Annotated in this window: 12 protein-coding genes and 1 pseudogene; 11 read left to right on the forward strand and 2 right to left on the reverse strand. The window is 66.4% G+C overall.

The features are described 5' to 3' along the window. Positions 1–326: 326 nt before the first annotated feature. Both AC1KVE_RS10685 and AC1KVE_RS10690 read right to left on the reverse strand, forming a co-directional pair. The gene (locus AC1KVE_RS10685; protein ID WP_481092065.1) at positions 327–1,424 is read right to left on the reverse strand and encodes a dipeptide epimerase; all 1,098 of its coding nucleotides are present in this window, start codon (positions 1,422–1,424) and stop codon (positions 327–329) included. Beyond that, positions 1,421–2,833: an SH3 domain-containing protein gene (locus tag AC1KVE_RS10690; protein WP_481092066.1), complete on the reverse strand. Its 1,413-nt coding sequence runs from the start codon at positions 2,831–2,833 to the stop codon at positions 1,421–1,423. Before AC1KVE_RS10690 ends, AC1KVE_RS10685 begins: the two co-directional genes overlap by 4 nt. A gap of 313 nt (positions 2,834–3,146) precedes the next feature. On the opposite strand from AC1KVE_RS10690, the gene AC1KVE_RS10695 reads away from it, so the two are divergent. The 11 genes and pseudogenes from AC1KVE_RS10695 to hglS all read left to right on the forward strand — a co-directional run bounded on the left by AC1KVE_RS10695 (position 3,147) and on the right by hglS (position 11,107). Continuing rightward, complete coding sequence (locus tag AC1KVE_RS10695; RefSeq protein WP_481092067.1) at positions 3,147–3,953, forward strand: N-acetylmuramoyl-L-alanine amidase; 807 nt, start codon at positions 3,147–3,149, stop codon at positions 3,951–3,953. Between the two features lie 96 nt (positions 3,954–4,049). Further along, positions 4,050–4,796: a M15 family metallopeptidase gene (locus AC1KVE_RS10700; protein WP_481092068.1), complete on the forward strand. Its 747-nt coding sequence runs from the start codon at positions 4,050–4,052 to the stop codon at positions 4,794–4,796. A gap of 79 nt (positions 4,797–4,875) precedes the next feature. Further along, a complete protein-coding gene (locus AC1KVE_RS10705) occupies positions 4,876–5,073 on the forward strand; it encodes a CPXCG motif-containing cysteine-rich protein (protein WP_016903162.1) in 198 nt (65 codons plus the stop codon). Between the two features lie 137 nt (positions 5,074–5,210). Beyond that, positions 5,211–5,588, forward strand: a complete 378-nt coding sequence (locus AC1KVE_RS10710; RefSeq protein ID WP_024938866.1) for a hypothetical protein — start codon at positions 5,211–5,213, stop codon at positions 5,586–5,588. 225 nt (positions 5,589–5,813) lie between these two features. Then, complete coding sequence (locus AC1KVE_RS10715; RefSeq protein WP_024938867.1) at positions 5,814–6,176, forward strand: EF-hand domain-containing protein; 363 nt, start codon at positions 5,814–5,816, stop codon at positions 6,174–6,176. Positions 6,177–6,431: 255 nt separating this feature from the next. Further along, positions 6,432–6,866, forward strand: a complete 435-nt coding sequence (locus AC1KVE_RS10720; protein ID WP_481092069.1) for an EF-hand domain-containing protein — start codon at positions 6,432–6,434, stop codon at positions 6,864–6,866. A 37-nt stretch (positions 6,867–6,903) separates the two neighbouring features. Then, positions 6,904–7,662, forward strand: coding sequence for an HAD family hydrolase (locus AC1KVE_RS10725; protein WP_046344739.1), 759 nt, complete (start codon positions 6,904–6,906; stop codon positions 7,660–7,662). Between the two features lie 112 nt (positions 7,663–7,774). Further along, positions 7,775–8,362, forward strand: coding sequence for a hypothetical protein (locus tag AC1KVE_RS10730; RefSeq protein WP_481092070.1), 588 nt, complete (start codon positions 7,775–7,777; stop codon positions 8,360–8,362). A 160-nt stretch (positions 8,363–8,522) separates the two neighbouring features. Beyond that, on the forward strand, positions 8,523–9,134 hold the full coding sequence (locus AC1KVE_RS10735) for a hypothetical protein (protein ID WP_104555116.1): 612 nt from the start codon (positions 8,523–8,525) through the stop codon (positions 9,132–9,134). 124 nt (positions 9,135–9,258) lie between these two features. Further along, positions 9,259–9,395 (forward strand): annotated as a pseudogene (locus tag AC1KVE_RS10740) (beta-ketoacyl-[acyl-carrier-protein] synthase II); the annotation flags it as partial. Between the two features lie 344 nt (positions 9,396–9,739). Continuing rightward, positions 9,740–11,107, forward strand: coding sequence for a 2-oxoadipate dioxygenase/decarboxylase HglS (gene hglS, locus AC1KVE_RS10745; protein WP_102256982.1), 1,368 nt, complete (start codon positions 9,740–9,742; stop codon positions 11,105–11,107). Positions 11,108–11,153 lie beyond the last annotated feature (46 nt).

Raw genomic sequence — 11,153 nt, forward strand, 5'->3', positions numbered from 1 at the left:
TTGTAACAGTTAGCGAGTGTGTCTTGTTTTTTCTGGGAGAGTTGGCCTCTGTGGCTGGCTGCAGAGCGGCTGATCTGGGGCATGGCTGCAGGGCCCTTGCCCGCCCGCCCTCGCAGGACACGCCGCAAGTACGTTCTTGTAGGCGCTTACGCGGCATCCATGCCGCGTAAGGTCCCGCGACGGTGAGCGGGCAAGGACCTGTCGAGATGATCGGTGGGCATGGTGCAAGCAATGCACGACGTTCGCTGTCCGGGTGACTGCGTGTGCAAAGAAGCGCTGACGGCGCCATGCCTGGGCCAATGCGGCCTGGAGATCCTACTGACGTTTTAAGCCGGCAAGAGCTCCAGCCCGTGGATGCGGCGGATGCCCAGGCCGGGCGAGTCGTCGATATGGATCTGGGCATCGTCGAAGTGCACGCCGCCCTCGGTGGGATCGAACTGCCCGAGCGCGGGCGCATCCAGATCCGCCAGGGTGATGCTGCCGGCCTTGGCCACCGCCAGATGCACTGCCGCAGCCACGCTGATGCTGGATTCGATCATGCAGCCGATCATGCAGGGCACGCCGTACAGGCCAGCGATATCGGCAATGCGGATTGCGTTGGATAGCCCGCCGGTCTTCATCAGTTTGATGTTGACGATATCGGCGGCACGGCGCTGGATGAGGTCGATCACGTGGACCGGCGAGAACACGCTTTCGTCTGCCATCACTGGCGTGTCGATCCGCGCGGTGACAAACGCCATTCCGTCGATGTCCGCGGCCTTAACCGGCTGCTCCACCAGTTCCATCACGATGCCGGCGTGTTCCAGTGTGTGCATGGTGCGCACCGCCTGTTTGGGCGTCCAGCCCTGGTTGGCATCCAGGCGCAGCGATGCGCGACCAGCGACAGCGGCATGTATCGCGGTGATACGCTCGAGGTCCGAGCCGCTGTCCTTGCCGACCTTGATCTTCAGTGACCGATAGCCACGTGCAAGCGCGGATTGCGCCTGCGCCACCATCACGTCGATGCTATCGACGCTGATGGTGATGTCGGTGGTGATGCGCGGCATGCCACCGCCGAGCGCCCGGTAGAGCGGGGTGCCCAGGGCCTGCGCCCACAGGTCGTAGAGCGCGATCTCCACCGCCGCCTTGGCGCTGGTGTTGCGCTCCAGCGCGTGTTGCACCAGCGCGCATAGCCGGTTGAGATCGGCCACGTCCTGGCCGATCAACGTCGGCCCGATGCAATGCTGGATCGCAGCGATGATGGAGCCGTGCGTATCGCCGGTGATTGGGGCGGTGGCCGGCGCTGCGCCATAGCCGATGTGGCCGCTGTCGGTCTGCAGCAGCACCACCACATCCTCGATCGCCTGCACGGTACGCACTGCTGTCTTGAACGGGGTCTTCAATGGCACGCGCAGCATGCCGAGGCGAAAGCCGGTGATCTTCATGGAAAGCCAATCGGTGCGATGCGTTGGATGCGGGTGATGTGGTCGATGAACGGTGTGCCGTCGCTGGCGAGCAAGGGCAGCAGCGGCGTCACCGACACACCGTTCAAGCGCGCGCGCTGCACGTTGCCGGCTGCGTCGCGGTAACTGGCGCCGGCCACGTCATGGATCACCCATGGCGCACCGCGCTCGTGTCCGATCACCAGCATCACATGACCAGGGATGTAGATCAGGTCGCCGACCTGCAGCTGGGCAAGTTGTTGCAGGCGCTGCGGCAGTGCGGCCTTGGTATGAAACGGAACGCTCAGCAGTGCCGGGCTGCGTGCCTGGTCGCCGGTGTTGCGCGGCAATGCGATGCCCAGGCTGCGATACACATCCAGCACGAAACCGCTGCAGTCGCGCGCATCGTAATCGTTGCCCCAGCCATAGCGTTCGCCGAGAAATTTGAATGCCTGCTGCAACAACGCTGCAGGCGTGGCCGGCAACGGGCCCACGCGCACGTCGGCGCCGCGTGGGATCAGTGCCGGCACCAGCTGCAAGCGACCCTCGCTGTTGCGCAGCGGCAGCTGCACGACATGGGCGGCCTGCGGCAACTGCCCGTTGACCGGTTGCTGCGGCGGCCAGTCGCCAAGCAGTGGCACGCTGGTGCCCATGTCCAGCGCCAGTGCGGAGATGGCGGGTACCTCCGGGGTGTAGGCGCTTTGCACGCGTGCGCCGGCGACCACCAGTCGTGGGCGGCGTTGTGCATAGTCCAGCACTTCCTCACGCGTGCCCACGGCAATCCGGTCGGCAGCGATCCAGGCCGCATAGTTGGCTGCCAGCACAAAGTGCCATGCACCATCGGCGCTGGTGTGCAGCACCGCCACCGGCGTGCCGGGGTAGAGCGCCGATTCCTGGAAGCGGTCGATATCGTGGTCGTCGGTAGTGCTGAACACGCGTTGCGCGGTGGGGAAGGTGCGCAGTGCCGCGCGCTGCACCACCAGTGCAAACCGTGGCGTGACCTGCGCAGGCAGTGCATCCAGTGCCAGGGCGTGGCGCAGCGTCGCAAGGCGGGAGGCATCGATGCTGCGACCTTCGCTGTCGTACAGCGCACGCGTCGGCATGGCCGACAGCGCTTCGATGCGCGCGCGCACCTCGGCCGCTGGCAGCACCTCGGCCAGCGGCGACAGGTCGTGCATGGAGCCATCGTCACGCAGCAAACGCGCATTGAAGCCGGCGATCTGTGCGGCAGTCATACGCAGCGTCTGCGCGTTGCCAGCGCGCTGGATCCAGTAGTCGGCGGTCAGCTGCGCATCGCTGGCCGCAAACGGTGCCGTGTGCGGTATCGGAGTGGCAGGGGTTGCCGCAGCGGCATCCCAGGACAGTCCAGTGACCAGCAGCAACAACGTCAGCAGGCGGCGCGACAGTGGCATGAAGAGGGCTCTTGATGGATGCAGCGACTGGCGAGGCTCTGTGCGGGAAATCACTACGGCAAGCGCAGGGTGGACCTGCGCCGACCGCGCCGGCTTGTAGTGTACGCATGCGCAAGTATCCCCTGTGCGTGTCGCATGGCGCAGCGGCGCCGTAAGGTCTGTCGGTCTCTGCGCACGTGCAGTCTGCCTGCCACCGGCCGCAGCCGCGTGCTGCACGCCATCGTCCGCACGGCAGATAATGGGTGCATCGCCTGCGCGGCCCATCAGGGTGCTGGTGCAGCGCAAGCCCTTGCCGTTTTGCCAGGAGAATCCGATGTCATCTGCTCCCACGCTGTCGCCATCGCCCTGGCTACGCGCCGCGCTGTGCCTGGTGGTGCTGTCACTGGGTGCGTGCGCGCATGCGCCGCAGCGCAACCCGCTGGCCCAGTGGGTGCCCTCGCCCAACTACGACGCGCGGCGGCCGATCCTGATCGTGCTGCACTTCACCGACCAGCAATCGGTGACGCAGAGCCTGGGCACGCTGCGCGGGCGCAATAGCGGCGGCCGGGTCAGTGCGCACTATCTGATCGGCGAGGATGGCGCGCGCTATCAACTGGTCAGCGACGACCAGCGCGCCTGGCATGGCGGCGCCGGGCGCTGGGGCACCATCACCGACATCAATTCCGCCTCGATCGGCATCGAGCTGGACAACGACGGCAGCGAGCCGTTCGCGCCCGCCCAGATCGACAGCCTGCTGGTGCTGCTGGACGACTTGTGCACCCGCCTGCGCATTCCGCGCACGCAGATCGTCGGGCATGAAGACGTGGCCCCGACCCGCAAGAACGATCCCGGCCCGCTGTTTCCGTGGAAACGCCTGGCCGACGCCGGCTTCGGCCGCTGGCCTGCCGCCGATGCCCCCGCCGCGCCGGCAGGCTTCGATCCCTGGCAGGCGCTGGCCCTGCTCGGCTACAGCGTCGACGATCCCGCTGCGACGCTGCAGGCATTTCATCATCACTACCGCGGCAGCGACGCCCGCACGCTGGATGCCGAGGATTTGCGCATCCTGCATGCGTTGACCGGGCCGCTGCGACCACTCAGCGTGCCAGTTACTGCCAAGCAGCTTGAGAGCGAAGGCTCATAAGTGCATCGTGGTCGCGTTCGCCAGCGCCATCCTGGCGACCGATTCGGGCGTGATGCCTGATGTGCAATGTCCCCATTGATTACAAGGGAAAAAACGATGAGGCAAATCAGGTCGGTGCGGACATTGCGTCGGCGGGTTCGGGGAGCGGTCTGTCAGGCACTGCTGTCGATCGCGGTGGTGCCGTTGGTTGCCGCAGCTGCCGAGGTGCATGTCTCTTCGGCAACAACCGCCGCACAAGCCGGTCTGGTCAATGTGCAGGGCCTTGCGCCGGAGATTGCGGTGGACATGCGTTATGCGGGCAGCAACAACTTCACCGGGCGCGTGGTGCCGGGGTATGAGGCGCCCACGTGCTATCTGTTGCGTCCGGCGGCGGAGGCGCTGGCACGGGTGGCGCGGTCCCTCAAGGCCCAGGGATATCGACTGCAGGTGTTCGACTGCTACCGGCCGGGGCGCGCGGTGCAGGCGTTCGTGGCCTGGGCTGCGGATCTGCAGGACCAGGCGACCAAGGCGCAGTACTACCCCCGTGTGGACAAGCGCGCACTGCTGGGCGACTACATTGCCGAGACTTCGGGGCATAGCCGTGGCGCGACGCTGGACCTGGGCCTGCTCGATTGCCGGCAGGGCCCGTGCCAGCCGGTGGCGATGGGCACCGACTTCGATTTCTTCGATGCGCGTGCGCATACCGATGCGCGCGACATCAGTCCTGCCCAACGTGCCCACCGCCAGCAGCTGTTGCGTGCCATGGCAGCGGAGGGATTTGCCAACTATCCGATGGAGTGGTGGCATTTCACCTTCCGCCCCGAGCCGATGCCGGATACCGCGTTCGATGTGCCGGTCAACTGAGCAACCGCGCCGCAGGCGGTGACTCGGCCACCGGCCTGTCCATGTTGTGCATCACCCCAAATTGCTGCAAGGAATTGCCATGTCCGACCCGGAACGTTTTATCGATATCGCCTGCCCGTATTGCGGGGAGTGGATCACCCTGACGCTGGATCTGACCGGCGGCGACCAGCACTACATCGAAGATTGCCAGGTGTGCTGCAAGCCTATCTCGGTCAGCGTGCAGTGGGATGAGGAAGGCGAGGCGCAGGTCAGTGCGCGCGGGCAGGACGATGCGTGAGCGCGGCGTGCCGCAGCATCGGGCACTCGTAGCGCCCGGCCGGTCCGCGTTCGCGTAAGCGCTCGCGCTTGCTGCTTGGGCCGGGATCCATCACCCGCAACCGCTAGACTGATGCGCCTGCTGCCTGGATCGTCACGATGAATCTGCCTCTGCACTTCGGTCTGCTCGGTTCGCTGGAGGCTGGCCTGATCGCGTTGGTGCTGGGTGTGCTGGTCTTCGCCGGGGTCGAGCATATCGGCCGGCGTGTGCACTTCACCCACGGGCACACGCTGGGTATTGCCTGTCTGCTCGCGGTCGCCATTGGCGGCGGCTACGACATCTGGAATCTCGTCTACACCAGCATCGTGCGGCTGGAGTCGCCGCTGTACGCGCGCCTGGCATTGGCCAAGATTCACGATCCCAACGAATTGGGATCGCGGGTGATCCTGGAAGTGGCCGGAGCGATTGCCGGTGTGGTGCTGGGTTGGAAACTGTTCAGCTCCGGAAGCTGGGATGACGAGGCACCGAATGCGTAAATTTACGTTATGAAATGGGGCGCGGTTCGCATATTTCGATGCATTGAATGAGCTGCTTCTGTTTGGCTCACCGATGTCTAACAGATGGCTAGGCGCAAACGTCCGACGCGTGGTTAAGAGGATGTTTTGCGCGAAATTGCGGCGGGTTTTGCGTTCATTCGTGCTGGGTAAGGTGGGGCCATGTGCGGCGACACCGCGCATTCCCAAGCCAAGGAGACCACCCAAATGAAGAATCGCAACCGCACCTCGCTGCTCGCCGCCACCGCCGCTCTTGCCGCCGCCCTGGCGCTGCCGGCGATGGCGCAGAGTACGCAGCAGGATGCCGCCGCGACGTCGGCCCAGTCGGGAAGCTCTGCCACGAGCGCGGCACAGCCTGCGCAGTCCGGCGGCGGGCAGACCTGGGCGAGCGTCGACACCGATAGCGACGGCGCCATCAGCACACAGGAGGCCCAGGTCAACGCCGGGCTCGCGCAGATCTTCAATGACGCCGATTCCGACAAAAACGGCAAGCTGACTCCGGACGAATACAAGGCGTTTGTCGCCAAGCAGCAGGGCGGCGCAGCGGGTAGTGGGTCGCAAGGCAACTGAGGTAGTAGGTCGCAAGCTAGTGAGTTCGTTTGCTGACGTGTTTTTTCGACATCAGGAGGCAGCTTTCGCAATTGCAGTCATTTGAGCAGTTGTTGTCGTTTGATCCGCGGCGTCGCTTAGTGGATGCCCGTGATCGGCAAGTAGCAGCATGACCACGTAACAGGATGGACACGCGGGAGCGATCTGCCAGGGTCGCTCCCGTTTTCTTTACGTGCACCGCGCTAGATTGCCCGCTCGTCCCTTCGACCCACTCTCATGCTGCTGCGTATCGCCATGCTGGTCGGCCTGTCGAGTCCACTGTGGGCGCTCGCGGCGCCGCCGGAGTTGCCGCCAGCCAACCCGTCGCGTGTGACCTCCACCACAGGGCCGGCAACACCGGCAATGGCGCCGTTGCCGATCGACCCACCACCGCCTGCCACCACGCCCTTGCTGCCGGCCGACGCTGCTGCGCCATCGGCTGCCAAAGGCGGTGCGGAGGCCGCACTGGCGCCGCAGGCCGGCACGTTGGCGCCACGGACCTTCCGCAGCCTGGACAGCGACGCCGACGGCTCATTGACGGTGGCCGAAGCCGGCGCCGACCCCGTCCTGCGCGAGAATTTTGCCGGCTTCGACAGCAATGGTGATGGGCGCCTGTCGCGTGACGAATTCGCCAGCTACCAGCCCGGTCCAGGCGACGCCGCGGGGGATTGACCGCGGCAGCGCTCCAGTGCGCTGCTAAACTAGCGCGATGACCTCTTCTGCACAGCGCGACGGCCAGGCGATCCAACTGGTCGGCTTCGACGGCGACGATACCCTCTGGAAAAGCGAGGACTATTACCGCACTGCCGAAGCGGATTTCGAAGCGATCCTGGCCGATTACCTGGATCTGGGCGACAGCCGCATGCAGCAGCACCTGCTGGCGGTGGAGCGGCGCAATCTCAAGGTATTTGGCTACGGCGCCAAGGGCATGACGCTGTCGATGATCGAGACGGCGATCGAACTGACGCAGGCGCGCATTGCCGCACGCGACATCCAGCGCATCGTCGAGATCGGCCGCGCCACGCTGCAGCACCCGGTGGAGGTGATTGCCGGCGTGCGCGAGGCGGTCAGCGCAATTGCCGCCGACTATGCGGTGGTGCTGATCACCAAGGGCGACCTGTTCCATCAGGAGCAGAAGATCGAGCAATCCGGTCTGGCCGATCTGTTTCCGCGCGTGGAGGTGGTGTCCGAGAAGGATCCCCAGACCTATGCGCGCGTGCTGGGCGAGTTCGACCTGCCGGCGCAGCGCTTTGTGATGATCGGCAATTCCTTGCGCTCGGACGTGGAGCCGGTGCTGGCCATCGGCGGCTGGGGGATCTACACCCCGTACGCGGTGACCTGGGCGCACGAGCAGGAGCATGGCGTGGCCGCCGACGAGCCACGCATGCGCGAAGTGCCCGACGCTGCCGGCTGGCCGGCGGCAGTGCATGCGCTGGATGCAGTGGCCCGGCAGCACGCGCTAAGCTGAGCTCCGTCGCGGCCAGCGCCGCGACCTGGATCTGCCGGCGCAACCGGCGGCGCCCAGCAACAGGACGTTTCCGGTCAGGCGTGCATGCCCGGCCGACTAGGAGGGATCACCGATGCGCATGTTGTCGTTTACCTGCCGTGTCAGCCTGACCGTATTGCTGGCTCTGTCAGGCGGCGTGCCGTCGCTAGCGGCTGCCGAGCTCGAAGAAGAAGTCATCAACCCAAGCGAAGTGATCTTTCGCGACGGTCAGCCTTACTACGACGATGGCGGCAACTATGTCCGCCTGCGTACGCGTCGGGACGCGGGAGAGCTGGTGTATTTCCGCATGGTGCGCTTCGATCGCGAGCAGGGCTATGTGGATGCCCAGGGCCAGAGCATTGCGACCTTGCAGACCCGGCCGGACCGGCGTGAGCGCAGCAGCGTATTTGCTGCCGACGGATATTCGGGCGAGCGCTACGGCCCATACGGCGGCGACGCCCGCGGATACCTCTGGTATGGCGCCGGGCTGCGGCTAGGCGCGTCGCGCAACCGCCCCTACGGCCAGATCTATTACGGCAATGGTCTGTACGGCCCGGACCCTTACAGCAGCCCGCACAATCGCGATGCGCGGCAGCGTTACATCGGCCCGGGCTATGTGGGTGCCTGCGATCTCAGCGGCTGCCGCGAAGTGCACTACGGCGGCTTTTACGATCTGCGCTGAGCGCGGCCGGCGCCGCTGTGTGCGCGCCACACATGCGAATGCTCGTGGCGGTCCGGCGTCATGCATCCGTTCCGACTCGGGGCATCCCATACGGCTGGCGCGCTGACGGCGCGCCGCCTGTGTCGGTGGCGCAAGCGCTCGGCCTGACAGCGACGCGGGCATGCGGCATCATCGGCGCATGCCTTCACTGCTTACCTCGCCGTTGCGATCCCTGCCGCTGCTGAGTGCGCTGCTGCTGCCGATGCTGGCAGTTGCGCAGACGTCGCCTGCGCCTGCCGCTGCGGCATCGGCTGCTGCGCCGGCAGTGACGCCAGGCACCGGCGATGCCTGGGTGGACCAGCATCTGGCCGACATGGGCAGCTACGCGCAGCGCTACCCGGACAGTTTCATCGGCGAAGTTGCGCGCTACACCGGCACCCCGCGCGGCTATGTGCAGGCATTGTTGCAGGTGCATGGCTGGCACGCCGGCGACATCTATTTCGCCTGTTTCTGGGCGCAGACGCTGCAGTTGTCCTGCCGCGACACGGTACGCGCCTACAGCCGCGACCATCATGACGGCTGGGAGGGCGTGATCACGCGGCTGTCGGTCACGCCGGAGACCGTGCATATGCGCGCGCTGCGGCACGCCATCGTCGCCAGTTACGACCGCTGGGAACGTCCGATCACGCTGGACGCGCTGCTGCGCCGCCAGCTCGGCGATCATGCGCAACGGCTGGAAGCCGCGCGCCAGGCCAGCGAGGCGGCCGAGGCAGCGGCCCAGGCCGGGCTTTAGAACGACCGGCAAACCGACGGCGTAGCCACCAGGCGAGCGCGGCGGTGCTAGGAACCGGCGTGTAGCACTCGTGCGCTGCGCTTCCTGCGCGCCGTCCACGCACATCCGGCGGCTGCCGGCTCAAGGTGGTGTCGGCTACCGGCGCGGCAGCGTGCTATTCGGCGTCAACTCGCTGCAGTAGTGTCACCGGAGCCGTGCCGGCCGTTCGGTGCGCGCCGGGTCGGCCTGAGCCTGGGCGAGGCTGGCGGCCTCTCGCGCTTGTTGGCCATCCCCGGAGCGACTCACAAGATGACTGCGCTCCCGGCCACACAGGCGCAGCCGGCAGTAGGACCGACATGGACCACGCCGTGCGCTGGGGTTCCAAGCTTGTGCGCCATCTGCATCCAGCGGACGACTGCTCGCCACGGATCGCCAGCCGCCACTCGGTGCGTCTTACGCCTGGTGGGAACCTGCGCAGCGGCAAGCCGTGAGGTGACCGATCGGCTGCGCGCCTGTCTGCGCGGCAACACAGGCGGCGGCATGCTGCCGTGCAGCTGGCCGCCGCAGGGCGCGGTCGGCGAGAATGCCGCAACGCCGGCGTTGGCCGGCCCTGCCAAGACCAGCCCATGCGCGATACCGTGTTTGTCTCCCCCGATCACATCCGCAGCCTGTTCGCGCAGGCGATGTCGGACATGTATCGCGCCGAGGTGCCGTTGTACGGCGACCTGATGACGCTGGTGGCGCAGGTCAACGCCGACACCCTGAGTGCCGATCCCGCCCTGGCCGCGCGCCTGCAACGCAACGACGAGCGCGCGCGGCTGGATCTGGAACGGCATGGCGCCATCCGGGTCGGCACGGCGCAGGAACTGGCCACGTTGCGGCGGCTGTTTGCGGTGATGGGCATGCATCCGGTGGGCTATTACGATTTGTCGGTGGCCGGTGTGCCGGTGCATTCCACTGCGTTCCGCCCGATCGACGAGGCGGCGCTGTCGGTCAATCCGTTCCGCGTGTTCACCTCGTTGCTGCGGCTGGAGTTGATCGAAGACGCCGCGCTGCGGGCGCAGGCGGCGCAGATCCTGGAGCAGCGGCAGATCTTCACCGCCGCCGCGCTGGAGCTGATCGAGCAGCACGAGCGCCACGGCGGGCTGGAGGCGGCGCAGGCGCAGCAGTTCGTGGACGAAGCGCTGGAAACCTTCCGTTGGCATGGCGATGCCACGGTGTCGCTGCCGACCTACCGCGCGCTGAGCGAAGCGCACAAGCTGATCGCCGACGTGGTGAGCTTCCACGGGCCGCATATCAACCACCTGACGCCACGCACGCTGGATATCGATGCGGCGCAGGCGCAGATGCAGCGCGCCGGCATCGACGCCAAGGCGGTGATCGAAGGGCCGCCGCGTCGGCGGGTGCCGATCCTGCTGCGCCAGACCAGTTTCAAGGCACTGGAGGAGCCGGTGCGCTTTGTCGGCGACAGCGGGCAGGCCGAGCACGGCACGCACACCGCGCGCTTTGGCGAGATCGAACAACGCGGGCTCGCGCTGACGCCCAAGGGCCGCGCGCTGTACGACGCGCTGCTGGCGCAGGCACGCGACAGCGATGGCGCGGGCAGCACCGGTACCGATTACGCCACGCGGCTGCAGACCGCGTTCGTGGCGTTTCCCGACGACGAAGCCGTGCTGCGTCAGGAAGGTCTGGGCTATTTCCGTTATGCGCTGACCGAGGCCGGACGTGCCGATCCCGCGCAGGTGGCGGCGATGCCGGCAGAAACCGCGATTGCGCTCGGTCTGCTCAGTGCCGATCCGATCATCTATGAAGATTTCCTGCCGGTGAGTGCGGCCGGCATCTTCCAGTCCAATCTCGGTGGCGCCGAACAACGCGCCTATGCCGCCCATTCGAGCAAGCGCAGTTTCGAACAGGCGCTGGGTGCGCAGGTGCAGGATGAGTGCGCGTTGTACGCGCAGCTGGAGCGGGCGTCGCTGCAGGCGTTGCTGGTGTAGCGGTCAGGGCGCGCCGTCGCCCGAACAACGTATGTAACGCACGGTT

The organism is Xanthomonas sp. NCPPB 2864, from assembly GCF_056675615.1.

Bases quoted from the DNA above. Each gene is read 5' to 3' on its own strand.
- AC1KVE_RS10685 (WP_481092065.1), bottom strand. From the start codon at position 1,424: ATGAAGATCACCGGCTTTCGCCTCGGCATGCTGCGCGTGCCATTGAAG.
- AC1KVE_RS10690 (WP_481092066.1), bottom strand. From the start codon at position 2,833: ATGCCACTGTCGCGCCGCCTGCTGACGTTGTTGCTGCTGGTCACTGGA.
- AC1KVE_RS10695 (WP_481092067.1), top strand. From the start codon at position 3,147: ATGTCATCTGCTCCCACGCTGTCGCCATCGCCCTGGCTACGCGCCGCG.
- AC1KVE_RS10700 (WP_481092068.1), top strand. From the start codon at position 4,050: ATGAGGCAAATCAGGTCGGTGCGGACATTGCGTCGGCGGGTTCGGGGA.
- AC1KVE_RS10705 (WP_016903162.1), top strand. From the start codon at position 4,876: ATGTCCGACCCGGAACGTTTTATCGATATCGCCTGCCCGTATTGCGGG.
- AC1KVE_RS10710 (WP_024938866.1), top strand. From the start codon at position 5,211: ATGAATCTGCCTCTGCACTTCGGTCTGCTCGGTTCGCTGGAGGCTGGC.
- AC1KVE_RS10715 (WP_024938867.1), top strand. From the start codon at position 5,814: ATGAAGAATCGCAACCGCACCTCGCTGCTCGCCGCCACCGCCGCTCTT.
- AC1KVE_RS10720 (WP_481092069.1), top strand. From the start codon at position 6,432: ATGCTGCTGCGTATCGCCATGCTGGTCGGCCTGTCGAGTCCACTGTGG.
- AC1KVE_RS10725 (WP_046344739.1), top strand. From the start codon at position 6,904: ATGACCTCTTCTGCACAGCGCGACGGCCAGGCGATCCAACTGGTCGGC.
- AC1KVE_RS10730 (WP_481092070.1), top strand. From the start codon at position 7,775: ATGCGCATGTTGTCGTTTACCTGCCGTGTCAGCCTGACCGTATTGCTG.
- AC1KVE_RS10735 (WP_104555116.1), top strand. From the start codon at position 8,523: ATGCGGCATCATCGGCGCATGCCTTCACTGCTTACCTCGCCGTTGCGA.
- hglS (WP_102256982.1), top strand. From the start codon at position 9,740: ATGCGCGATACCGTGTTTGTCTCCCCCGATCACATCCGCAGCCTGTTC.